Below are 22,974 nucleotides of genomic sequence, written 5' to 3' on the forward strand. Positions count from 1 at the left end.
TGAGCAGCTTTACCGCGACGTCGCGCTCGCCGGCGGCGTCGCGCACCCGCGCCTTGTGCACCTGAGCGATCGACGCGGCGGCGACCGGCTCGCCGAATTCGACGAACAGCGAGTCGATCGGCGCGCCGAACGCGGCTTCGAGCGCGGCGACGGCGGTGGCGCGGTCGGCCGGCGCCATGCGGTCCTGAAGCTTCTCCAGCTCGATCGCCACCCTGGGGCCGACGATGTCGGGCCGCGTGGCGAGGAACTGGCCGAGCTTGACGTAGGAGGGGCCGAGTCGGTCGATCGCCGCCGCCAGGCCGCTGAAGCCATCCGCACCCCTCCGCGCCAGGAGATTGGCGAGGAACAGCGGAAGGCGGGCGAGCGGCGGCAGCGTCGACGGATCGAGGTCGACGAAGGCGCCCTCGCGGGCGAGGACGAAACCCGCCCGCGTCAGCCTGAATACGTGTCCGAGGTTGGTCAGGCGCGGCAAATTCAGAGTTTCCAGCCCGAATGGATCGCCACCACGCCGCCGGTCAGCCGGGTGAAGTCGACGCGCGCGAAGCCCACCGCCGCGATCATATCGGCGAAGCGCTCGGGCGGCGGGAACTTGCGGATCGATTCGACGAGATAGCGATAGGCCGGCCCGTCGTCGGTCACCGCCTTGCCGATCGCCGGAATCGCGGCGTCGGAATAGGCGGCGTAGAGGCGATCGAACACGGGCACGTCGACGCGCGAGAACTCGAGGCACAGGAATCGCCCGCCGCGCTTGAGCGTGCGGTAGGCTTCGGCGAGCGCGCGCTCGATTCGCGGCACGTTGCGGATGCCGAAGGCGATCGTATAGGCGTCGAACGAAGCGTCGGGCAGCGGCAGCGCCTCGGCGTTGCCTTCGATGAAGCGCACGCGCTCGCCATCGCGCCGCTTGCGCGCCCGCTCGGCGCCGACGCGCAGCATGTCGGGATTGACGTCGACGACGGTGACCTCGGTCGTCGCGCCGCCGGCTGCGGCGACGCGGAAGGCGATGTCGCCGGTGCCGCCGGCGACGTCGAGATGGCGAAACGGGCGAGAGCGCGGCGGCCGCAGCTTGGCGACGAGGGCGTCCTTCCATAGCCGGTGCAGACCGAACGACATCAGGTCGTTCATCAGGTCGTAGCGATCGGCGACGTTATGGAACACTGCGTCGACCAGCCCCTGCTTTTCGTCGAGACGAACCGTCCGTTCGCCGAAATGGGTGTGTTCGAACGCGCTCTCCATCGCCTCTCCCCACGAAATGCGCCGCACCATAGACCGGGCCGGCGCGGCGCGCCAAATCATTGCGGACCCTTAACTTCCGGTTAAGCGTCGCGGCGACTCGGCGGCCGCCTCGCCGATCGTATTAAGCAAAGGCTCAAGCCCCTTCCGCATAGTCAATTCCGTCGGCGCCGGGTCCCCTCGGCGATCCGCGAGGATATCGTCTCTTGAACCCGCGCGCGCTCTTCGATCGGCTGCGCCGCCCGGCTTTCACGCCGGCGGCGATCGCCGCCGTGGTCGCGATCTTTCTCGGCGTCGTCGCCGACGGGCAGCAGAAGCAGCTCGCGCTCGCCCGCGCCCGGGCCGAGGCGCTCTCTGAACTCAACCTGATCCAGGATCGGCTGGAAGGCGACATCAGGGGCGAAGTCCAACTGGTGCGCGGCCTCGTGGCCGACATCGCCAGCGAGGCCAACCTCGACCGGGCGAGTTTCGACGCGCTGTGCGACCATGTGCTGCGCTCGGATTATCTGCTGCGCAATATCGCCGTCGCGCCCGGTCTGGTCGTCGCCTATGAGTGCCCGCTGAAGGGCAACGAAAAGGCGATCGGCCTCGACCTCGGCGCCAACGTGGACCAGCGCTCGGCGGCGCTGCGCGCTCGCGACAGCGGCGACGCGGTGCTCGCCGGCCCGGTCGATCTGGTCCAGGGCGGCCGCGGTTTCATCGCCCGGCTGCCGGTGTTCGTCGACGGACCGAACGAGGGCCGGCGTTTCTGGGGCGTGGTCTCCGCGGTCATCGACCTCGACAAACTCTATCGCGACGCCGGCCTCTATGCCCGCGATCTGCCGATCGACGTCGCCATTTCCGGCCGCGACGGGCGGGAGCAGGATGCGCGCAGCTTCTTCGGCGACGCGCGGGTGTTCCAAGACAATCCGGTGACGCGTTTCGTCAGCGTTCCGTCCGGCCTATGGACGATCGCCGCCACGCCGAAGGGCGGCTGGGACTCGGCTTTGAGCGGCCGCTGGTGGGCGCGGCTGATCATCCTCTTCGCCGCTGCGGTGGTTGTCGCGCCGGCCTGGCTCGCGGGGCGCCTGGTCGAGGAGCGGCGCGTCCATTTCAATCGGCTCGCCGAGCGCGAAGGCGAGCTCGAACGCCTGTCGCGCCGGCTCGGGCTGGCGCTCGACGCCTCCAAGGTCGGCGTCTGGCAGTTCAACGTCGACACCGGCGAGCTGGTCTGGGACGACCGGATGAACCAGCTCTACAATTACCCCTGCGACGGCGGGCCGCGAAGCTACGCCCAATGGCGCGACCGTCTCGCACCGAGCGACGCCGAGCGCGCGGTCGCCGAATACGACGCCGCCATCCGCGCCCGCGGTCGCTACGAGTCGCAATACCGGCTCGACCTCGGCGATGGTCGCACGCGGGTGATCCGCGCCATCGGTCAGCTCTACGTGGCGTCCGACCTGTCGCGACAGATGGTCGGCGTCAACTGGGACGTCACTGCCGACGTCAAGCTGACCGAGGACCTGACCCGCTCGAAGGTGCTGACAGAGGCGCGCAATGCGGAGCTCGAAGCCGCGCGCGCCCAAATCGAGTACAGCTCGCTGCACGATTTTCTCACCGACCTGCCCAATCGCATGTATCTCGAGCGGGCGCTCGCAGAACACGCCGCCCGCTGCGCCCAATCCGGCGGCGGGGTGGCGCTGCTGCAGGTCGACCTCGACGGCTTCAAGCAGATCAACGACACGCTCGGCCATTCCGCCGGCGACGCGATGCTCATTCACACTGCGGAGACCATCCGCCGTCATCTGCGCCCCGGCGACTTCGTCGCCCGCACCGGCGGCGACGAATTCGTCGTCGTCTGCAACGCCGATGGCGGCATGGTCGGACTCGACGGCCTGGCGCAGCGAATCATCGACGACGTCAGCAAGCCGATCGACCATTGCGGCCATGAATGCCGACTGGGGATGAGCATCGGCATCGCCGGCGCCTACGGCGCCGACGTCGACCGCCAGCGGCTGCTGGTCGATGCCGATCTCGCCCTCTATCGCGCCAAGAGCCTCGGCCGCAACCGCTTCGAATTCTACACCGCCGCCCTCCAGGCCGAGGTCGTCGACGCCAGGCGCACCGGCGACAGCATCATCGGCGGGCTGGAGCACGGCGAGTTCATTCCCTATTTCCAGCCGCAGGTCGATTCCCGCACCCTCGAGATCGTCGGCGTCGAGGCGCTGGCGCGCTGGCGCCACCCGACGCGCGGGATCCTTGCGCCTGCAACGTTCATCAATATCGCCGAGGATCTCGCCGTCATCGGCGCGATCGACCGCGCGGTGCTCGAGGGCGCGCTCGCCTGCCACCGCCGCTGGCGCGCGGAGGGCCTGCGTCCGCCGCGGCTGTCGGTCAACGTCTCGCTGCGTCGGCTGCACGAAGAGGGACTCATCGACGCACTGAGCGCCCTCGAAATCGCGCCGGGCGAGCTGTCTTTCGAGCTGGTGGAGTCGATCTATCTCGACGAACGCGACGACCGTTTCTTCGAGAACGTCGAGCAGATCAAGGCGCTCGGCATCGACATCGAGATCGACGATTTCGGCAGCGGCTATGCGTCGATCGTCAGCCTGACCAAGATCAGGCCGCGGCGGTTGAAGATCGACCGCCAGCTGGTCACGCCGATCGTGCGCTCCGCCGCCCAGCGCCGCCTCGTTCGCTCGATCGTCGAAATCGGCCGCTCGCTCGACATCGAAGTCGCCGCCGAAGGGGTCGAGACGATGGAGCACGCCGCGCTGCTGCGCGACCTCGGCTGCTCGATCCTCCAGGGTTTCGCTTTCGCCAAGCCAATGCCGGCCAAGGAGCTCGAGGCGCGGCTGCGCATGCGCGAGCGACGGATCGCATAGGATCGCGCCGGCCCGCCTCGCCTTCCCGCCAAAAGGATAGAGCCGGCCGACGCCGGATCCGTTTTGCCGCGGGCCTGAGAGCCGGCTCTAAGCCGCGAGCTGCCGCAGCACGTAGGGCAGGATGCCGCCGGAGCGGAAATACTCGAGCTCGTCGAGCGTGTCGATGCGGCAGATCAGCGGCGCGCTGAGGCTCGAACCGTCGGATCGCACGATCAGCGCCTGGAGCCGCTGACGCGGCTCGAGACCGGACGCGAGGCCGTGGATCGTCACCGTCTCGTCGCCGTTGAGGCCGAGCGACTGCCACGAAGTCCCTTCCTCGAACACCAGCGGCAGAACGCCCATGCCGACCAGGTTGGAGCGATGGATGCGCTCGAAGCTCTGGGCGATCACCGCCCGGACGCCGAGCAGCTTCGTGCCCTTGGCCGCCCAGTCGCGCGACGAGCCGGTCCCGTATTCGCGGCCGGCGAACACGACCAGCGGCGCGCTGTCCTGCTGGTAGCGCATCGCCGCGTCGTAGATCGGCATCCGCTCGCCCGAAGGTTGGTGGATCGTATAGCCGCCTTCGACCACGGCGCCCGACGCGTCCTTCACCATCTGGTTCTTGATGCGGATGTTGGCGAAGGTTCCGCGCATCATCACTTCGTGATTGCCGCGACGCGTGCCGTACTGGTTGAAATCGGCCGGGCGCACTTGATGCTCGACAAGATATTGCCCAGCCGGGCTCGAGGCGCGGATGGAGCCGGCCGGCGAGATGTGGTCGGTGGTGATGGAGTCGAGGAACAGCCCGAGGATGCGCGCGTTTTCGATGTCCTGGACGGGCTTGGGCTCCATCGTCATGCCGTCGAAATAGGGCGGGTTCTGCACATAGGTCGAGCCCATGTCCCAGGCGTAGGTGAGGCCCGCCGGGACCTTGACTTTGCGCCAGTTGGAATCGCCGTCGAACACCTTCGCGTACTTGGTCTTGAACATCTTGGCGGTGATCGTCTTGTCGATGACGTCGTGAATCTCCTGCGCCGTCGGCCAGATGTCGGCGAGGTAGACCGGCGCGCCCTTCTTGTCGTGGCCGATCGGGTCGCGGGTCAGGTCGACCTGCAGCGAGCCGGCGAGCGCGTAGGCGACGACCAGCGGCGGCGAAGCGAGGTAGTTGGCGCGCACGTCCGGATTGACGCGGCCTTCGAAATTGCGGTTGCCCGACAGCACCGCGGCGGCGACGAGGTCGTGCTTGGCGATCGTCGCCGAAATCTCCGGCGCCAGCGGGCCGGAATTGCCGATGCAGGTGGTGCAGCCGAAGCCGACGACGTTGAAGCCGAGCTTGTCGAGCGACTTCTGCAGGTCGGCGGCGTGGAGGTAGTCGGCGACGACTTGACTGCCGGGGGCGAGCGAGGTCTTCACCCACGGCTTGACCGAGATTCCCTTGGCGACCGCGTTGCGCGCCAGCAGGCCGGCGGCGATCATCACGCTCGGATTGGAGGTGTTGGTGCAAGAGGTGATGGCGGCGATGACGACATCGCCATGGCCGAGGTCGTAGTTCGCGCCTTCGACCGGATGACGCTCGGCGAGCCTCTCGGCGATCTTGAATTCGCCGGCCGCCGCAGCGGCGAAGCCGGCCTTGGCGTCGACGAGCGCGACGCGATCCTGCGGCCGCTTGGGGCCGGCGATCGACGGCGTCACTTCGCCGAGGTCGAGCGCCAGCGTGTCGGTGAAGACCGGGTCGGGCGTCAGGCGGGTGCGGTAGAATCCCTGCGCCTTGGCGTAGGCTTCGACCAGCGCGACCCGCGCCGGCCTGCGGCCCGAAGCGTTGAGATAGGCGATCGCCTGCGCGTCGATCGGGAACAGGCCGCAGGTCGCGCCGTATTCCGGCGCCATGTTGGCGAGCGTCGCGCGGTCGGCGACCGACATCGCGTTGAGGCCGGGGCCGTAGAACTCGACGAACTTGCCGACCACGCCCTTCTTGCGCAGCATCTGGGTGACGGTCAGCACCAGGTCGGTCGCGGTGACGCCTTCGCGCAGCTCGCCGGTGAGCTTGAAGCCGATCACCTCCGGCAGCAGCATCGACAGCGGCTGGCCGAGCATCGCCGCCTCAGCCTCGATGCCCCCGACCCCCCAGCCGAGCACGGCGAGGCCGTTGACCATCGTCGTGTGGCTGTCGGTGCCGACCAAAGTGTCGGGATAGGCGACCTCGACCGACTTGCCGTTGCGTTTCTCCTTCGTCGTCCACACCGTCTGGGCGAGGTATTCGAGATTGACCTGGTGACAGATGCCGGTGCCGGGCGGCACGACCGAGAAATTGGCGAAGGCCTGCTGGCCCCATTTGAGGAAGCGATAGCGCTCCTGGTTCTGCTCGTATTCGCGCTTGACGTTTTGAGACAGCGATTTGGCCGTGCCGAAATGATCGACGACGACCGAGTGGTCGATGACGAGATCGACCGGCACCAGCGGGTTGATCTTGTCGGGATCGCCGCCGAGCTTCTTCATCGCGTCGCGCATCGCCGCGAGGTCGACCACCGCCGGCACGCCGGTAAAGTCCTGCATCAGCACCCGCGCCGGACGGAAGGCGATTTCGTGCCCCTTTCTGCCGCGGTTGACCGACCAGGCGGCCACCGCCGCGATGTCGTCCTTGGTCACGCTGCGCCCGTCCTCGTTGCGCAGCAGGTTCTCCAGCACGACCTTGAGCGAATAGGGCAGCTCCGAGATCCCCGCCAGACCGTGACGCTCCGCGGTCTTGAGCGCGTAATACTCGTAGGCCTTGGCCCCGACCTTGAACGACTTGCGGCATTTGAAGCTGTCAAGGCTGGCCATCGGCTCTGCTCCGGACTTTGCGCAGCGAAAGGAAGTGGGCGCGCTTATAGATAAATTCCCTTGGCCGGGCTACACAAACTAATGTCGGACGGCGCACAAAGGGGAGGCGCCGTCGAGGGGAAACCATGCGCCTCAGCGCCCACGAGATCGCCATTGAACGCGGCGGACGGCGGATCTTGTCGGGAGTGTCGTTCGAGGCGCGCGCGGGCAAGGCGCTGCTGCTGGTCGGCCCCAACGGATCGGGCAAGTCGAGCCTGCTGCGGGCGGTCGCCGGCTTCCTGCCGCTCGCCGCCGGGACGTTCGCGCTCGAGGGCGGGGCGGCGGACGCCGGAATCGGCGAGCAGGCGCATTACCTCGGCCATTCCGACGCGCTGAAGAGCGCGCTCACCGCCGGCGAGAATCTCGCCTTCTGGGCCGACGCGCTCGGCGGGGATTCCGCACGCGCCGCGTGGATCGCAGCGCTCGGCCGACTCGGCCTCGCCCATGTCGCCGACTTCCCGGCCCGCGCGCTGTCCGCCGGCCAGAAGCGCCGCGTCGCGCTGGCCCGGCTCCTGGTCGCGCCGCGGCCGATCTGGCTGCTCGACGAGCCGACCACCGCGCTCGACGCCGCCGCGCAGCGCCAATTCGCCCTCGTCATGCGCGAGCACCTTGCCTCCGGCGGCCTCATCCTCGCCGCCACCCACGCGCCGCTCAGTCTCGACGACGCGGCGCGGCTGATCCTCGGCGACGCTCCGGCGACGGGAGCGGCGGCGTGAGGCGAGCGGCTTGGGGACTGTTCCTGCGCGAATGGCGGATCGCCAGCCGGATCGGCGGCGGCGCGTCGGTCGGCGCGGTGTTCTTCCTCATCCTGGTGACGATCATGCCGTTCGCGGTCGGACCCGACCTCGCCTTGCTGGCGCGGATCGGTCCGGCGATCCTGTGGGTGGCGGCGCTGCTCGCCACGCTGCTCGGCCTCGACCGTCTGTTCCAGGGCGATCACGACGACGGCTCGCTCGACGTGCTGGTCAATTCCGGCCTGCCGCTCGAACTGACGGTGCTGGTCAAATGCGCCGCCCATTGGGCGGCAAGCGCGGCGCCGCTGGCGATCCTCAGCCCGCTGTTCGGCCTGATGCTCGGCATGGACGCCGGTCCGTTGGCGCTGGTCGCCGTCAGCCTCGTCGCCGGCACGCCGGCGCTGACGATGATCGGCGCGATCGGCGCGGCGCTGACGGTGTCGCTCAGGCGCGGCGGCCTGCTGATGGCGGTGCTGGTGCTGCCGCTGGCGATCCCGGTGGTGATCTTCGGCGTCTCGGCGGCTTCCGCCGCGAGCGGCGGCGTTTCGCCGGTCGCCGCGCCGCTGCTGATGCTGTGCGCGCTGTCGCTCGCCGCGATCGCGCTCGCGCCCTTCGCCGCCGCTGCGGCGCTGCGGCATGTCAGGGATTAGCGGTTCTGCGCGAGCCCGCAGAGACGAACGTGCGTCGCCGGCGACGCCGCGTCGGCCACGACTGCGTCAGCCGGCGGTCGCCGTCGCGCCCTGCGCGTCGTCTCCGGAAACGGATTTGGGCAATTCGGCGTCGATCTCGTCGAGAAACAGTTGGATGCGATGGCGATCGTCGCTGGCGCCATACTGATTGACGCTGAAGGTGATCTCGCCGTCGTAGGAACTCATCGCGAGTTGGAAGTACGGCTTGTATTTTATCGAGCCGCACAGGTAGGCGTCACTCGGGCGCCGGTCGCCGAAGGCGATGCGGGCCGGATCCAATATCCCGATGTTGGTCATGCAGATGTAAGGGTTCGCGAATTGCGATCGCAGCCGAAGATTGGCGAACCTCTGGCCGAGAATGCCAAAGGCCAAGTCAAGCTTGACGAATCCGTTGAGGCCGATTGCGGCGCCCTTCTTGGCGTCCAGGATCGCCTTGACCCTGCCGAGCGCGCCCTCGAAGCGCTCCTGCGGCCTGTAATCGAACTCCGTGACCACCATCGAGGTCAGGTTGGTCAGGGACGTGAATTCCTCGGACCGGTCGAGGTAGCGGCGCATGTCCACCATGATCGGGATTTGCGTCGTCTCGCCGGACCGTAGCGCCAGCCGGCGGAAGAGGCAGCGATAAAAGGCAGTCAGCACGGCGTCATTGAGGGTCGCCCCTCTGGCCCGGCAATAAGCCTTGAGCGCCGCGACCCTCTGGCGCCCCAGCTTGCAGGTGGCGATGAAGGGGCGCGCCTCGCCGTCCTCGCTGAGGGGGAAGCGATGTTTGCCGGCGCGATTGTTTTCGTTGGTCTGCAGGAACAGCGACTTCAGCCTGACGCTCCAGGGAAAGCGCCGCAGCACGCCGCGGATGCTTCTGTCTCCGGCGATCGGGGTCGGATTGAAGGCGGGGTCGGACGACAACCCGGAATAGATCATAGACAGCAAGTCGAGGTATTGCTTGAACCCCGCCGCGTCGCTGACCATGTGGTTCATTCGGATTGCGACGGCGCCGGCCCCGGCCCCGGCGTCAAGGAGGCAGACCGCGACCTGGGGGCCGACGCTCTCGTCGATGCGGGAGACGAGAAACGCCTCGAACTCGGTCTGCGTCGGCGCGCTGACGAAGGCGCGCGCGAAGTCTTGCGCGTCGAGGCTGGTCCAATGCGGCCTCGCGCCGTCGACATAGCGGGCGCCGAGGACCGGAATCGCCGCGATCGAGGCGACGACGGATTTCTTCAGGATTTCGGCGTCAGGCGCGCGCTCGAAGCGCAGCGCGCAATGCAGCTCGTGATCGTTGAACCGATTGGCATTCGACAACAACTGAAGCTGGTCGAATATTTCGGCGGCGTAATCCATCGATCGCACCTTCCGACTGTCAGAGGATAGTCTTGATCGGTAGTCGGCGCCGCATTTGTCTTACCCGTTTTCTCGCTTTGTCGAAATGCTGCGGCGCAGCGCCCCGCCGGGGCCGCCAGCGCCAGCGTCTTGGCCATATGGTTTCCCCCGAGGCCGCGCGCCGGCGCGCTCTGCGGCGCGGGCGGCGGTCGGAACGGCGCCGACGCCGGTCGACTTTGGCGCCGCCGCGACGCTGAGCGTTCGGTCGCAGCCGCGCGCCGCGTCCCTTCAGGCGAGCTTCGCCTCGAAGACGTCGATCGGCATTGGCTTGCCGAACAGGAAGCCCTGAAAGGACGGGCAGCCGTGGCGCTCGAGGAAGCGGCGCTGGGCCTCGGTCTCGACCCCTTCGGCGATCACGGCGAGGCCGAGGCTCTCGGCCAGCGTGATGATCGTGTGCGCGACCGCCGCGTCGTTGGCGCTGCCAGGCAGATTGCGCACGAACGAGCGGTCGATCTTGATCTGGTCGAGCGGCAGCCGCGTGAGATAGGCGAGCGACGAATAGCCGGTGCCGAAGTCGTCGACGGCGAAGCCGACGCCGAGCGCCTTGAGCGCATTCATCTTGTCCGCGGCGCCGGCGACATCGTCGAGCACGACGCTCTCGGTGAGCTCGAGCACGAGGCGATCGGCCGGCGCTCCGGAGGCGCGCAACGTCTCGGCGACCTGCTCGACGAAGTCGGGCTGGCTGAACTGGCGGGCGCTGACGTTGACCGACAGGTGCAGGTCGCGACTGCGTCGGTCGCCGGACCACGCCTTGAGCCGCTGGCAGGCGGTTTCCAGCACCCAACGGCCGATCGGCAGGATGAGGCCGGTTTCCTCGGCGAGTGGGATGAACTCGCCCGGCGCGACCAGTCCGCGTTCGGGATGCGCCCAGCGCAGCAGCGCCTCGGCGCCGATCCATTCGCCGTCGCAATCGACTTGCGGCTGATAGTACAGCACGAAACGGCGCTCGCGAATGGCGAGGCGAAGCGCCGCCTCCGCTTCGGCGCGGACGGCGAGCGTCGCCTGCATGTCGGGATCGAAGAAGCGCAAAGCGTTGCGCCCGGCCGCCTTCGCTTCGTACATGGCGATGTCGGCTTGCTTGAGCAGCTCCTCGCAAGTGTCGCCGCCGCCGCTGAACATGGCGACGCCGATGCTAGGGCTGGAATGGCGGACGCCGCAGGGCAGCGCATAGGGTGCGTTGAGCGCGGCGAGAATCGCCTCGCCGGTCTTCTTGGCCAGCGCAGCGGCTTCATGCCGGTTTTCGCTCAAGTCCTCGACCAGCGCCACGAACTCGTCGCCGCCCACGCGCGCCGCGCCGCCGGCGGCGCCGAGGCAGGCTTCGAGGCGCTTCGCGACCTCGATCAGCAGCCGGTCGCCGACTTCGTGGCCGCTCGTCTCGTTGACCAGCTTGAAGTTGTCGAGATCGATGAACAGCAGCGCCCCGTGGCGGCCGCTGCGGCCGCAGCCGGCGAGCGCCTGCTCGAGGCGGTCGCGGAGCAGGCGACGGTTCGGCAGCCCGGTCAGCCGATCGTAAAAGGCCAGGTTGACGATCTCCTTTTCGGCGCGTTTGCGATCGCTGACGTCGGTCATCGTTATGACGTAGTGCGTCGTCTCGCCGCACGCCCCGCGCACCGTGGCGACCGTGGTCCAAGTGGGGAAGATCTCGCCAGAGCTGCGCTGCGCCGGCAATTCGCCGCGCCAGAAGCCGTTGCGTTCGACGCGGTCGGCGATTTGGCTGAGCAGCTCGCCGGCGCGCGGATCGCGGGCAATCTGCTGCGGCGTCTTGCCGACCACTTCGTCGGCGACATGGCCGGTCATCTCGACGAAGGCGTGGTTGACGCGCAGGATCCGCTTGTCGGCGTCGAGGATGACGATGCCCTCCTGCGCCTCGAACGCGGTGGCGGCGATGCGAAGCTGTTCCTCGACCTTGCGGCGCTCCGAGACGTCGCGGGCGATTCCGACTACGCCGATCGTCTTGCCGGACTCGTCGCGCAGGGGCGCCTTGAGCACCTCGAACCAGACGGCCCTGCCGCCGGGGCCCGGCGTCTCATTTTCTTCGAATTGGATCTCGCCGGTCTCGATCGCTCGGAGGTCGCCGGCGCGATGCCGGTCGGCGAGTTCGGATGGGAAGATTTCGTAGTCGGTCTTGCCGATCGCCCCGTCCTGTACGATGCCGAGCGCGCGTTCGAACTGCGGGTTGCACCGCAAGTGGCGCCCCTTGAGGTCCTTGACCCAGATGAGGTCGGGGATCGTTCGCACCAGCGTGCGCAACTGGCTCTCACGCTCGCGCAGATCGTCGTGGGCGTGCAGCAGGGTCAGCGCGTCTTCCAATCGGCGGCCGATCGCTTCGAACAGCTGCCGGTCGTCGGCGGTCCAAACGCGCGCGTGCGAACATTGATGCAGCCCGAAACCGTATGCGCGCGCTGTCTTGGGACGGAGCGCCATCGCCAACTGAGACTGGATGCCGAAGTGGAGCCGCAAGGCTTCTGGGTTCGAGCGTTCGCCTCCAGGGCCGAAGACGACTGAACCGGGCGTCGCCAAAACCGCGGTCTGCATGTCGCGCGCCTCTGGCGTCGTCGGAATGTCGCAATCGAGCGCGCCGAGGCTGGCGCCGGCGTATCCGAGCCGCACGCGCTCTGTCCGCACGCGCCAGCTCGGCGCCTCCGGGTCGCACGGGTGGAGCAGCCAGACGCGGTCGCAATTGAGCAGTTCCAGCGTGATCTCAAGCACCCGCCCCGTCATTTCATCGAGGTCGGTCGTCTCCTGGATCGCTTGGCTGACCCGATCCATGCCTTCGAAGAAGCGCAAGTTAGCCTCGAGCAGCGCCTCCATGCGCTTGCGGGCCTCACGCTGGCGCAGCACCAAAACGCCGAATGAGAGGTCGGCGGCGAGTTGCTCGAGCAGTCGGACTTCCTCGACGGTGAAGGCGTCGCGTTCGCCTGCGTAGATGCAGAGCGCGCCGAACACGCCGTCCGCTTCATCCTTGAGCGGCAGGGCGACGCCGGCGCGGTAACCACGCTCGAGCGCCTCGTCGCGCCACGACGCGACGCGCGGGTCGAACTCGTAGTCCTGGACCCAGACGACCTTGCCGGTGCGGATCGCCGCGCCGATCGGGCCGCGCCCGCGTTCGACGTCGGCCCAGGTGACGTGCGCGGCGTCGGCGTAACCACGATCGTGGCCGGCGCGCGCGACCGGACGCACCGACTGCTCGGCGTCGCGCTCGACATAGCCGACCCAGGCCATGCGGTAGCCCGCCTCTTCGCAGACGATGCGGCAGATTTCGGCCAGCAGGCTCGGTTCGTCGACCGCCCGCATCAGCGTCTGATGACAGGATCTGATGGCGCCCAACTCGCGATTGAGGCGCTCGAGCGCCGCCTCCGGGCGCTCGCATCGGGCCATCTCGCCGCTGGAGTCGAGCATACGCTGGCTTTTCCGTCGTCGCCTACGGGGCGCGTCCATCCGGCGATCGACGGCGCCGGACACGGTTGCGCGTCCTCACTGGTGGGGCGATTCCGGGCTGCAACCGGAATGAGCGTACGGCGTCATGCCATTGCGCTGCGGCCTCGGCGGGCCAGCGGCTCAACACGTCATGGCTGAAAGCTCGCAGGAATCCGTAAATTATATCTTATCGAGCAAAGAGTTGGGCTTGCCATTGCCGGCGGCGTGACGCCGCTATAAAAGGCCGGCAATGGCCAATCTCGCCAATCCGACGACGTTTCTCGCCGTGACGCGGCGCGCCCTGCCGTGGCTTGCGCTGGCGACGGCGGCGCTGTTCGCCCTCGGCCTGTGGGCGGCCTTGCTCTCGCCGCCCGACTACCAGCAGGGCGAAACGGTCAAGATCATGTACATCCACGTGCCGGCGGCGTGGCTGTCGAGCTTCATCTACGTGGTGATGACGGCGGCGAGCCTCGGCACGCTCGTCTGGCGTCATCCGCTCGCCGACGCCGCCCAGAAGGCCGCGGCGCCGCTCGGCGCCGGCTTCACCTTCATCTGCCTCGTCACCGGCTCGCTGTGGGGCAAGCCGATGTGGGGCGCCTATTGGGTGTGGGACGCGCGGCTCACCTCGGTGCTGGTGCTGTTCATCCTTTATCTCGGCCTGGTGGCGCTGTGGCGGTCGATCGAGGACCCTGGCCGCGCCGCTCGCGCGGCGGCGATCCTCACACTGGTCGGCTGCGTGAACCTACCGATCATCAAGTTTTCGGTCGACTGGTGGAACACGCTGCACCAGCCGGCCTCGGTGTTTCGCCTCGGCGGTCCCACAATCGCGCCGCAGCTGCTGTGGCCGCTGCTGATCATGGCGCTCGCCTTCACGCTGTTGTTCGTCGTTCTGCACCTGATGGCGATCCGCAACGAGATTCTGCGCCGGCGACTGGCGCGGCTGACGATGCTGGCCGCCGCCGAGGGCGACGCGCTCGCGCGTCGCTTCGCCGCTGGAGGGTCTGGCGCGTGAGCGACATCCCGCACATCGGCTTCATCATCGCCGCCTATCTCGTCACCGCGGCGACGATCCTGGCGATGATCGGCGCGATCGTCGTCGATTATCGCCGTCTGAGTCGCGCGCTCAGCCGGCTTGACGCGGCGCGCAAAGGGGAAGACGCGCAATGAGCGACGCCGTCCCGCCCCCGCGCCGCCGCAGCCTGCTGGCGGCGGCGCCGTTGATTGCATTCCTCGCGCTCGCCGGCCTGCTCTTCGTGCGACTGTTCACCGGCGACGCCTCGCGCCTTCCGTCGGCCTTGATCGGCCAAAGCGCGCCGGCGCTCAATCTGCCCGGACTCGACGGCGCGCCCGGCCTCGCCGACGCCGATCTGCGCCAGGGCCATGTCACCGTCGTCAATGTCTTCGCGTCATGGTGCGTGCCTTGCCGCACCGAGCACGAGTTTCTGCTGGCGCTCGCGCACGATCCGGATCTCGAGGCGAAGGGCGTGACGCTGATCGGCGTCGCGCAGAAGGACCCGCCGGAAAATGTCAGGCGGTTTCTTGGCGCGCTCGGCGACCCCTACGTCAAGGTCGGGCTCGACGGCGACGGCCGCGCCGGCATCGACTGGGGCGTCTATGGCGTGCCGGAGACCTTTGTCGTGCGCGGGGATGGCGTGATCGCCTTCAAGCAGATTGGGCCGATCGACGCCGTCGCGCTCGAGAGCGTCGTCAAGCCGGCGATCCTCAAGGCGGCGAACTGAGGCCGCGTCTCAGTTGAGCACCCGTGGCGCGGCGGGAATGTCGAGCGAGAACGCCGGCACGACGACTTCAAACACGTCGCCGTCGTCGGCGATGAGGCGGTAGGCGCCTTCCATCATGCCGCTGGGTTCGGCAAGCGGACAACCCGAGGTGTAGCGGAACGCTTGACCCGGCGCGAGCGTCGGCTGCTCGCCGACGACGCCGACGCCGCGCACCTCCTGTCGCCGGCCGCTGGCGTCGGTGATGATCCAATGTCGATGGGTGAGCTGCACCGTGCGGCGGCTGAGGTTGACGATCTCAATCGTGTACAGCCAGAAGTGAAGCCCCTCTTCGGGCTTCGACCGTTCCGGCGAATAGACAGGCTCGACGGCGACGCGGATATCGTTGGTGACCGCGAAGTACATGCCCGGATTCTAGCTGAACGCCAGCGCGCGGCCAAGCCTGACGCTTCATCGATCGGTCCCGAACCGCTCGGCAAGGAAGGCGAATCCCGTCCGCGCGACGCGCCGCGCCTGCGGAAAGAGGACGAGGATCGTCGCCCCGTAGACAAACACGCCGGCGAGGATCTGCGCCGCCAGGTCCAAAGCGCCGATCGGCGCCGGAACGAGGCGCAGGCCCACGCCCATGACCGCAGAGGCGGCGAGGACCCCCGCCAAAGCGCTTAGGGGAAGGCGCAATCCCATGCGCGCGACGACGAAGGCCATCGCCGCCGTCGAGCCGACAAGGGTTCCCGCCAGACAGCCGACCGCCGCGCCGACGACGCCGCCGAAATGTTCGCCGACTGCGCCGCCAGCGAGCGCCGCGACGGCGTCGATGAGATTGAAGATCGTCATCGACCGGGTCCGCCGCACCAACAACGCGGTCTGATCGCCAGTGTGGACGCGTAGCGCCCGCGCCGCGCCGGCGACGACCGCGAGCGGCAGAATGACGATCGTTTGCGCCTGGAATTGCTGAGCGACGGCGAGGCGGACGAATGGGCCGGCGAGCTCAGCGACGCCGACCGCCGCCGGCGTCATCAGGCCGAACATCAACGCCCCGTTGAGCGAGACCTGGCCCAGCGCGCCGTCGCGGTCGCCCGCTTCGAGCCGATCGACGGCGAGCGGGAACGAAGCGACGGCGCATAGCGACGCCAGCATGGCGGCGAGCCGCTGGCCGAGCCCCCAGCCGACCGAGAACAGGCCGACGCCAGCGACGCCTTCTCCGGCGCCGACCAGCACCCGTACGCCGTTGCTCGCCGCCCAGGCAAACAGGCCGGAGAAGATCAGCGGCAGCGCGAACTGCCGCGCCTCGCGGAAGATCGCCGCATCGAAGCGGCCGAGCCGCAGCGGCCGACGAAGCCCGATCGACGTCAACGCGAGCCCCGCCGTCTGGCCGACCGCCATCGCCGCCAACGCCGTCGCCGCGTCGGCCTTGAGCGCAATCGCGGCGACGATCGACAAGCCCGAGCCGAGCACGGGGCTCGACAATTGCGCCAGCGTGTAGACGCCGATGCGATGATTGGAGCGCGCGACTTCGCCGTAATGGTTGAGCGCGGCGCGGCTGGCGAGATAGGCGGCGGTCGCGGCGAACAGGTGAGGCGAGGGCGCGAGGCCGACCAGCGCCAGCGTCGGCGCGGCAAAGGCGACCTGGCTCGCGACGCCGCCGGCGACGACGCGCGCGTCCATCGCCGCGAAGCGCGCGGCGTCGGCGTGTCGCTGGCGGAAGCGCAACAGGTAGACCGACCACCAGGCGAGGCCGAGCCCGCCGGTCAGCTCCTGCGCGGCGACGACGAACGCGACGACGCCGTAGACCGCCGGATCGAACAGATGCGTCCAGACGACGGTGACGATGAATTGCAACAGCGGCGCGAAAAGCTGCGCCGGCAGATAGAGCAGGGTATTGCGCAGCAGGCCGCCGGTTTTCACGCCGGCCCCCGCGTCGCCGCCTCGTCGCCGGCGCGCCGGTCGAACACCGCCAGCATCAGGATCGCGAACTGGTTGAAGGCGAAGGTCTTGACCGAAAGGCTGGCCGAAGAGCTCGCCTGCACCAGGAACAGCAGCATGATCGCCCAAGCGCCCGACTTCGCCCGTCGCCACAATTCCCACAGCAACGCGGCGAAGCCGATCAGGAAGAAGGCCGTCATCAATGCGCCGTACTGGAAGACCAGGCCGAGCCAGCCGTTCTCGATGCCGTATTCGATGCCGAGCGTGTTCTGCAGCGTCGCGAGCCGCTGCGGATCGGGACCGAGCAGGATGTCTTGCGGCGAGAATGCGCCGAACAGATCGAAGACGACGACGCGGGCCTGGGTCGAGCCGCGGTCGGCGGAAAAGCGCTCGACGAGCGGCGCCAGCGCGCCGCCGAACCAGGCGGCGGCCGCCGCCGAGGCCGCGAGCGGCGCGACGAGCGTCGCGGCGATCGCCGCACGCAAGTCGAAGCGCCGGCCGCCGAGCGCTTCGCCGATCGGCTTCAGCGCCGCCAGGCAGACGACCACGATCGCGAGCGTCAGCGAGGTCCGTCCGCCGAAGGGGACGAGCGCGACGAGCTGGATCGTCGTCAGGACCAGGCGCAGCGGCAGCCTGAGCGCGCGGTCGGCGCCGAGGATCAGCATCGCGGCGTAAAGCGCGGTCGTGCCGGCGTTGAGCAGCGGGTGGCCGAGCAGCGCCGTCGAACGATAATCGCCGACGATCGCCCGTCCGCCGGCGGCGAAGGGCGTCAGGCGAAAGTCGAAGGCGAACTCGGCGAGGCCGAGGCAGGCGTTGACGAACATGACGGCGTGCAGCGCCAGCCGCAGCGCCGCTCGCTCGCGCGGGCTGAAATCCTCGTAAAGCGCGAGCAGAATCGCGCCGACGAGGAACGTATCGATCAGCGGCGTGATCGCCGTCTTCTGGAACAGCGCCGCGTAAGCGACGATCAGCGCGAGATTGACGGCGAACAGGGCCGCGCCGGGAAAGCGCAGCGGCAGGGCGGCGAGATAGGCGAGCGGGCGCGGGCGCGACGCCGCCTCGAGGATCAGGGCCAGGACGGCGAGATAGGTCGCCGGATGCAGTTTCTGCAGCGCGCTTCCGCCCGGCGCTTCGTAGGGCGCGCCGAGCGCCTGCAGCGCCATCGCCGAGACGGCGAAGGCGACGATCGCCGCGGCGAAGGCGCAGATGCGCGCGGCGACGCGGAGCGGCCGGCGGTCGTCGGCGACGGCCAGCGACAGGCTCACCCCGTTCTCCCCGGCCGCTTCGTCGGCGTCCGCGCCACGCCGGCGACCAGCGCGCCGATCCCGGCGCGTTCGGCCGCCGCCTCGAGTGCGGCGGCGTCGGTCGCAGCGGCGTCGACGATCACCGCGGCGTCTGCAGTCTTCTCGTGAGCGAGCAGCGCGTCGGCGCCGGCGAGCGGACCACAGTCGAGCACGATCCAGTCGAACCGCGCATGGAGACGCGCGGTCAGGGCGACCGGCTCCGGCCCGCCGAACTGCAGGATCAACGCTTCGCCGCCATTGACGGCGTCGCGGCGCAGGATGCTGGCGACCTGTCCCGGCGAGTCGACGATCACCTTGCGCAGGCGGCGCGCGTAAGCGCTGAGCGTCGGCCGGCGGTGGTCGCAATCGACCAGCAGCGCGCGCCGGCCGGCGGCGCTGAGCGCGTGGGCGAGCGACAAAGCCACGGTCGAAGCGCCGTCGCCGCGCGCGTGCGAAACGATTGCGACGACGGGCGCGTGGGCGCCGACGACGAGGCGTTCGGTCAGCCGGTCGCGCAGCGCGCCGATCGCCGCGGCGTAGGGCGCGTCGGCGGTCATCGCCGCTTCGGCGGCGGCAAGCGCGGCGCCGCCGTCGTTCTCGCCATCCTCGTCGGACCGCGGGGCGAAGGCGGGGATGGCGAGGTCGATCGCGAATGGGCTCGGCGCCGGGGGCGACGCTTCGCGCGCCGGCGCGTTGGCCGCAGCCGCGGCGGCCGGCGGCGCCGAGGTCGCAGCGGCCGCGGGCGCCGGAGGCGCGACGGGCGTTGGCGGCGCGGACGGGATTGCGGCGGCGAGCGACCGACGACGGTCACGGTATTCGGCGGCGAAGACGGTGACGAGCCAAAGATTGAGCGCGCCGACCAGCGCCATGAACAGGGCGAGTCCCACTCGTGGGCTGACTCTGCCGGGCCTCGCTGACGGCGGATCGACGACGGCGCTGTGCGGCGACTCGACGATGTCGCGACGCACGTTCTCGCGCGCCGACAGCGCCTTCTCGTAGGCGGCGCGCAGCGCCGCGGCTTCGGCGTTCAGGCGGTCGAGCTCGATTCGGGTTCCGCCGAATTGCTGATTGGCCGACTCGAGCGAAGCGACCAGCTTGGCCGCCTCCTGCTCGGCGGCGCGCGCCGCCTTCAGGTCGCGTTCGCTCGCTGAGCGGATGCGCCTGATCTCGGCGTCGATCTGCGTCTGCACCGACTGCAACTGCGCGCGCGTCGTCAGATAGCTCGGATGGCGCGGCCCGAGCGTCGACAGTTCGTAAGCCTCGTCGCGCGCCAGCGCGGCCTGATCGGCGCGCAGCTTCTCGATCACCGGCGAATGCAGCGCTTCGCCCACGCCTTCGCCGCCGGCGGTGGAGGACGCGAGCGCCGCCTTGACCTGCTCATAGGCGGCCTCGACCTCGCCCCGCTTGCCGCGCGCGACCACCAGCGCGTCGTTGGCGTCCTTGAGCTGCTGCTCAGGCGAAATGCGTCCGTCGCTCAACACGATCGCGTTGGCCTCGCGATAGGCCTGCGCGCGTCGCTCCGCATCTTCGGCGCGCGGCTGCAGCTCGGCGATGCGCGCGTCGAGCCACGCCGACTGTTTGGCGACGATCTGATCGCTGAGCGCCGACTGCTCGGCGAAGAATGCGTCGGCGAGGCCTTGCGCCAGGCGTTGCGCTTTGGCCGGCGCAGCGGCGCGCACCTCGACGTCGGCGATGTAGCTGCGTTCGCTGCGCTTGACTGAAATGCGGTCGCCGAGCGCGACGACCACGGCGTCCAGGCGCGCGTCGGGGTCGCCCGCCGGCGCCCGCCACAAGCTGGTCAGGCTGCCGACAAACAGGCCGATCAGACCCGGGCGGAACTCGGGGTCGTCGACGAGATCCTGCGCTTCAGCGACGCGGCGCAGGACCGCGCGCGACGCGAGGATGCTCATCTCGCTCTCGACCAGCGCAATGTCGGGGGTTTGCGGCATCGGTTGAGCGTCGAGCCCGACCGGCACGCGCTCGCGCGGGTCGACGAGGATCGACATCGTTGCGGCGTACCGGCTCGGCGTCAGCGCGATATAGGCGAGCGCGATCGCGCCGGCGATCGCCAGGCACGGCAGCAGCAAGCGCAGTCGCCGCGCGGCGATGCGGGCGAGCTCGCCGACGTCGACCGTCGGCAGGGCGGCGCCGTCACCGGCTTCGGCGGCCGCCGGGCCGGCTCGCCGGGGCGGAGGGGCGGTCCAGGCAGTCATCGAACGCGCTGACTTTCTCGTGAAAGCGACGCGTTCCGCGCCGCCTCCAAACTGTCGCCGAAGGTAAAGCGGCATGGTTACCAAACGATTAGTCCGGCTTTCGATGGGTTACCGAGTCGTTCGGGGCGTCCGTCGCGGCGCCGCGGCGAAAGCGGCGGCCATCGCTTCGCCGAGCGGCTTGATCCTGAGGTCGGCGTCGAAGGGTAGCGGGCGCGGCGCGCGGCGCGAAAGCTCGCGATACCAGGAATAGCGATCCGACAATTGCCAGCTGACCACCATGTCGACCGCCGGCACGGCGAGGACCGCGTTGAGGAACTCCGCGCCGACCGCCGCGACGGCGCGGTCGCGCGCCGCCAAATCGTCAGGCAGGGCGGAATCGTCGATGTCGAATTCGGTGATCGACACCGACAGGCCGCGCTTGGCGAAGTCGGCGATATAGCCGGCGAAGGCGGAATAGTCGGACGGCCATTGCGGCTTGAGATGGCTTTGCAGGCCGATCGTGTCGACGGGCGCGCCGGCGTCGAGCAGCCGATCGACGAGGCCGGCGAGCAGCGGCCGGATCGAACGGCCCCATTCGTGGTCATTGTCGCACTGCGCCTCGTTGAGCGCGAGCCGCGCCGTCTTGTCGATCGCCGCGACGCGGCGGAACGCGCGCTCGACATAGGACGGGCCCATCGCCGCGAACCACGGTCCGTCGCGCCAGCCGCCGGGCTTGCGGTCCATCGGCCAGAACGGCTCGTTGACCACGTCCCAGGCGAAGAGCTTGCCGGCGTAGCGTTCGACGACGCGGTCGATATGGGCGTCGAACACGCGCTCGACTTCGCGGCCGGACAGGCGCTTCAGCCAGTCAGGGGCGCGGTCGTTCCAGATCAGCGTATGCCCGCGCAGCGGCTCGCCGTTGTCGGCGGCGAAGCGAACGACGGCGTCGGCATAGGAGAACTCGAAGCGGTCCGGCGCGGGCCGCAACCAGTCGAATTTCATCGCCACGTCGGTCGTCAGGATTTGCGTCTGGCGGCGGTAGAGATCGGCGTAGCCGGGGTCGTCGAACGCCTCCTGGCCGATCGAGGCGCCATAGATGAGGCCGCTGGCGGCGGCCGCGACGCCGAGGTTGGCGGGCGCCGGCGCGCCGAGGACGAAACGCGGCGCGGCGGCGGTTGCGGCGGCGGCGAGCAGGGCGCGGCGGCTGATCATCCACCGAAGCCCCTGAGCCAGGAAGCGCGAGCGCGGGGACCCGCGGCGTCGATCGCGGCGAAGCGGTCGGTCATATTGAACGTATGCAGGCCGCCCGGCGGCGTAAAACGTTGCATCGGCGTCTGGCGAAAGGCGCCGGGCGCGAGCGCGTCAATGCGGCAGAGCGCCAGCCCGGATCCGTAGCCGACGCGACAGTCCTGGGCCGGGCGCCACAGCGCCCCCTCATGTTCGAAGACGCGACCGGCCGGACGCGCCGCCGAGGCGTCGATCAGCGCCGGTCCATCGAAGGCCGGAGTCCACGGGCCGAGCGGACTGGCGCCGCAATAGAACGACAGGCTGTCCCAGCTCGCGCCTTCCAACTCGCCGCCCGTCGCCGCCAGCCACCAGTCTCCGTTCCTGGGGAACGGCGTCGCGTCGGCGATCTCGATGCCGCTCAACAGTACGCGGTCGAGCGTCCAGCGGAACGGAAACGGATCGGCGCGGTAGAGTTCGAGCGTGCGGTTTGCGCCGCTCTCCGGGATCATCCAGATCGCGCCGTCGTGGCGAAACACGAAGGGATAGGAGAGGTGGTAGGGCCGCTCCAACACGACGCGCGACGGGCCGGGGTTTCCCTCGTCGTCGAGCGCGCAGACCGAAATGACGCCCTTGCCGGTCGCGTAGGAATATTCCTCGCAGAAGACATAGGCGGCGCCGCCCTCTTCGAACACGAACGGATCGGCGAAGTAGCGGCGGCGGTCGTCGGAAAGCCAGCGCCAGCCGCCATTATCGAGCCGGTCGAGGCCGGCGAACGGCGCTTCGCCGGGTGCGCGCCGCCTGACGCCGACGCGCCAGTGGCCGTCGTGGACGACGAGGCGGCGCAGTCGCCGCTCGATCAGCCCGGCGAGCGTCGCCGCGGCGAAGCGGAGGGGAGCGGGCGCCGGCGGCGGCGCGGCGACGCGCGGCGGAGCGGCCTCGCCGAGGCCGCGCGCGGCAAGCTGGACGACAAGCGCGACGAGCGCGTCGGCGACCGCCGCGCGGCCGCTCGAGAGCAGGTCGGGTCGCCGCACCGCCGGCAACGCCGAAGCATAGACCCGCGGCGCGTCGCCAGTCATCTGCGCGAGTTCGATCCAAGGCGCGCGGCCGTCGAGCAGCGCGGCGTCGCGCGCCGCCTCGCCCGCCGTGCCGTCGTAGAGCGGAACGATCGCGCCGGGTTCGGGCTCGGCCGAGCCGGTCAGGTCGAAAACGAGATCGGCGTCGCCGGCGCCAGGCGCGCTCCAGGCGCCGGCCGGCGCGCGGTCGAGCGTCGCCGGCGGACGGGGGCGGGCGATCAGGTCTTCGAGCGCTTCGATCAGCGCGGTCGAGGGCGGCGGCGCGCCGCGGCGCTCTCGCGTCTCGATCAACGCGCGATGACGCTTGGCGGCGAGTCGCTCGGCGAGCGCGCAGTGCCAGCGGCGCAGGCCGCCCTGCGGCAGCAGCAGGCGGACGGCCGTCATCGCCGCCGCC

At 69.4% G+C, this 22,974-nt stretch carries 17 protein-coding genes; 6 read left to right on the plus strand and 11 right to left on the minus strand.

The window, feature by feature from the left end:
* Positions 1–472: AarF/UbiB family protein (locus ABSF49_RS00620; RefSeq protein ID WP_424110689.1), on the minus strand; the 472-nt coding region annotated here is incomplete at its 3' end.
* A gap of 2 nt (positions 473–474) precedes the next feature.
* The gene (gene ubiE / locus ABSF49_RS00625) at positions 475–1,233 is read right to left on the minus strand and encodes a bifunctional demethylmenaquinone methyltransferase/2-methoxy-6-polyprenyl-1,4-benzoquinol methylase UbiE (protein ID WP_424110690.1); all 759 of its coding nucleotides are present in this window, start codon (positions 1,231–1,233) and stop codon (positions 475–477) included.
* Between the two features lie 203 nt (positions 1,234–1,436).
* On the opposite strand from ubiE, the gene ABSF49_RS00630 reads away from it, so the two are divergent.
* Positions 1,437–4,094, plus strand: a complete 2,658-nt coding sequence (locus tag ABSF49_RS00630) for a bifunctional diguanylate cyclase/phosphodiesterase (RefSeq protein ID WP_424110691.1) — start codon at positions 1,437–1,439, stop codon at positions 4,092–4,094.
* Positions 4,095–4,181: 87 nt separating this feature from the next.
* On the opposite strand, the gene acnA is transcribed toward ABSF49_RS00630, so the two are convergent.
* Positions 4,182–6,893 carry an aconitate hydratase AcnA gene (gene acnA / locus ABSF49_RS00635; RefSeq protein WP_424110692.1) on the minus strand — a complete coding sequence of 904 codons (2,712 nt, stop codon included), beginning with the start codon at positions 6,891–6,893 and terminating at the stop codon, positions 4,182–4,184.
* 125 nt (positions 6,894–7,018) lie between these two features.
* On the opposite strand from acnA, the gene ccmA reads away from it, so the two are divergent.
* Both ccmA and ccmB read left to right on the plus strand, forming a co-directional pair.
* Complete coding sequence (gene ccmA / locus ABSF49_RS00640; protein WP_424110693.1) at positions 7,019–7,648, plus strand: heme ABC exporter ATP-binding protein CcmA; 630 nt, start codon at positions 7,019–7,021, stop codon at positions 7,646–7,648.
* A complete protein-coding gene (gene ccmB, locus ABSF49_RS00645) occupies positions 7,645–8,316 on the plus strand; it encodes a heme exporter protein CcmB (RefSeq protein ID WP_424110694.1) in 672 nt (223 codons plus the stop codon). The genes ccmA and ccmB overlap by 4 nt, the downstream gene beginning before the upstream one ends.
* A 66-nt stretch (positions 8,317–8,382) precedes the next feature.
* Here the strand turns inward: ccmB and ABSF49_RS00650 are convergent, their stop codons facing one another.
* Positions 8,383–9,690, minus strand: coding sequence for a hypothetical protein (locus tag ABSF49_RS00650; protein WP_424110695.1), 1,308 nt, complete (start codon positions 9,688–9,690; stop codon positions 8,383–8,385).
* Positions 9,691–9,957: 267 nt separating this feature from the next.
* On the minus strand, positions 9,958–13,128 hold the full coding sequence (locus tag ABSF49_RS00655; protein ID WP_424110696.1) for a bifunctional diguanylate cyclase/phosphodiesterase: 3,171 nt from the start codon (positions 13,126–13,128) through the stop codon (positions 9,958–9,960).
* Positions 13,129–13,396: 268 nt separating this feature from the next.
* On the opposite strand from ABSF49_RS00655, the gene ABSF49_RS00660 reads away from it, so the two are divergent.
* From ABSF49_RS00660 to ABSF49_RS00670, 3 genes are read left to right on the plus strand one after another with little or no spacing between them, the layout of a single operon-like run.
* Positions 13,397–14,158 carry a heme ABC transporter permease gene (locus tag ABSF49_RS00660; RefSeq protein WP_424110697.1) on the plus strand — a complete coding sequence of 254 codons (762 nt, stop codon included), beginning with the start codon at positions 13,397–13,399 and terminating at the stop codon, positions 14,156–14,158.
* A complete protein-coding gene (gene ccmD, locus ABSF49_RS00665) occupies positions 14,155–14,313 on the plus strand; it encodes a heme exporter protein CcmD (protein ID WP_424110698.1) in 159 nt (52 codons plus the stop codon). The genes ABSF49_RS00660 and ccmD overlap by 4 nt, the downstream gene beginning before the upstream one ends.
* Positions 14,310–14,885, plus strand: a complete 576-nt coding sequence (locus tag ABSF49_RS00670; protein WP_424110699.1) for a DsbE family thiol:disulfide interchange protein — start codon at positions 14,310–14,312, stop codon at positions 14,883–14,885. Before ccmD ends, ABSF49_RS00670 begins: the two co-directional genes overlap by 4 nt.
* Positions 14,886–14,894: 9 nt before the next feature.
* Here the strand turns inward: ABSF49_RS00670 and apaG are convergent, their stop codons facing one another.
* The 6 genes from apaG to ABSF49_RS00700 form a co-directional block, all read right to left on the minus strand.
* On the minus strand, positions 14,895–15,287 hold the full coding sequence (apaG, locus tag ABSF49_RS00675) for a Co2+/Mg2+ efflux protein ApaG (RefSeq protein ID WP_424110700.1): 393 nt from the start codon (positions 15,285–15,287) through the stop codon (positions 14,895–14,897).
* Positions 15,288–15,332: 45 nt separating this feature from the next.
* Entirely contained in the window at positions 15,333–16,787 is a 1,455-nt protein-coding gene (locus ABSF49_RS00680; RefSeq protein WP_424110701.1) for a lipopolysaccharide biosynthesis protein, read from the minus strand.
* A complete protein-coding gene (locus ABSF49_RS00685; RefSeq protein ID WP_424110702.1) occupies positions 16,784–18,070 on the minus strand; it encodes a VpsF family polysaccharide biosynthesis protein in 1,287 nt (428 codons plus the stop codon). The genes ABSF49_RS00680 and ABSF49_RS00685 overlap by 4 nt, the downstream gene beginning before the upstream one ends.
* The gene (locus tag ABSF49_RS00690) at positions 18,067–20,301 is read right to left on the minus strand and encodes a GumC family protein (protein WP_424110703.1); all 2,235 of its coding nucleotides are present in this window, start codon (positions 20,299–20,301) and stop codon (positions 18,067–18,069) included. The genes ABSF49_RS00685 and ABSF49_RS00690 overlap by 4 nt, the downstream gene beginning before the upstream one ends.
* Before the next feature lie 108 nt (positions 20,302–20,409).
* Complete coding sequence (locus ABSF49_RS00695) at positions 20,410–21,492, minus strand: endo-1,4-beta-xylanase (RefSeq protein ID WP_424110704.1); 1,083 nt, start codon at positions 21,490–21,492, stop codon at positions 20,410–20,412.
* Positions 21,489–22,964: a glucosamine inositolphosphorylceramide transferase family protein gene (locus ABSF49_RS00700; RefSeq protein WP_424110705.1), complete on the minus strand. Its 1,476-nt coding sequence runs from the start codon at positions 22,962–22,964 to the stop codon at positions 21,489–21,491. The genes ABSF49_RS00695 and ABSF49_RS00700 overlap by 4 nt, the downstream gene beginning before the upstream one ends.
* Positions 22,965–22,974 lie beyond the last annotated feature (10 nt).

Source organism: Roseiarcus sp., assembly GCF_049514155.1.
In the GTDB taxonomy this organism is placed as follows: Bacteria; Pseudomonadota; Alphaproteobacteria; order Rhizobiales; family Beijerinckiaceae; genus Roseiarcus.

Bases quoted from the DNA above. Each gene is read 5' to 3' on its own strand.
- ubiE (WP_424110690.1), bottom strand. From the start codon at position 1,233: ATGGAGAGCGCGTTCGAACACACCCATTTCGGCGAACGGACGGTTCGT.
- acnA (WP_424110692.1), bottom strand. From the start codon at position 6,893: ATGGCCAGCCTTGACAGCTTCAAATGCCGCAAGTCGTTCAAGGTCGGG.
- ccmA (WP_424110693.1), top strand. From the start codon at position 7,019: ATGCGCCTCAGCGCCCACGAGATCGCCATTGAACGCGGCGGACGGCGG.
- ABSF49_RS00650 (WP_424110695.1), bottom strand. From the start codon at position 9,690: ATGGATTACGCCGCCGAAATATTCGACCAGCTTCAGTTGTTGTCGAAT.
- ABSF49_RS00655 (WP_424110696.1), bottom strand. From the start codon at position 13,128: ATGCTCGACTCCAGCGGCGAGATGGCCCGATGCGAGCGCCCGGAGGCG.
- ABSF49_RS00660 (WP_424110697.1), top strand. From the start codon at position 13,397: ATGGCCAATCTCGCCAATCCGACGACGTTTCTCGCCGTGACGCGGCGC.
- ABSF49_RS00670 (WP_424110699.1), top strand. From the start codon at position 14,310: ATGAGCGACGCCGTCCCGCCCCCGCGCCGCCGCAGCCTGCTGGCGGCG.
- apaG (WP_424110700.1), bottom strand. From the start codon at position 15,287: ATGTACTTCGCGGTCACCAACGATATCCGCGTCGCCGTCGAGCCTGTC.
- ABSF49_RS00690 (WP_424110703.1), bottom strand. From the start codon at position 20,301: ATGACTGCCTGGACCGCCCCTCCGCCCCGGCGAGCCGGCCCGGCGGCC.
- ABSF49_RS00695 (WP_424110704.1), bottom strand. From the start codon at position 21,492: ATGATCAGCCGCCGCGCCCTGCTCGCCGCCGCCGCAACCGCCGCCGCG.
- ABSF49_RS00700 (WP_424110705.1), bottom strand. From the start codon at position 22,964: ATGACGGCCGTCCGCCTGCTGCTGCCGCAGGGCGGCCTGCGCCGCTGG.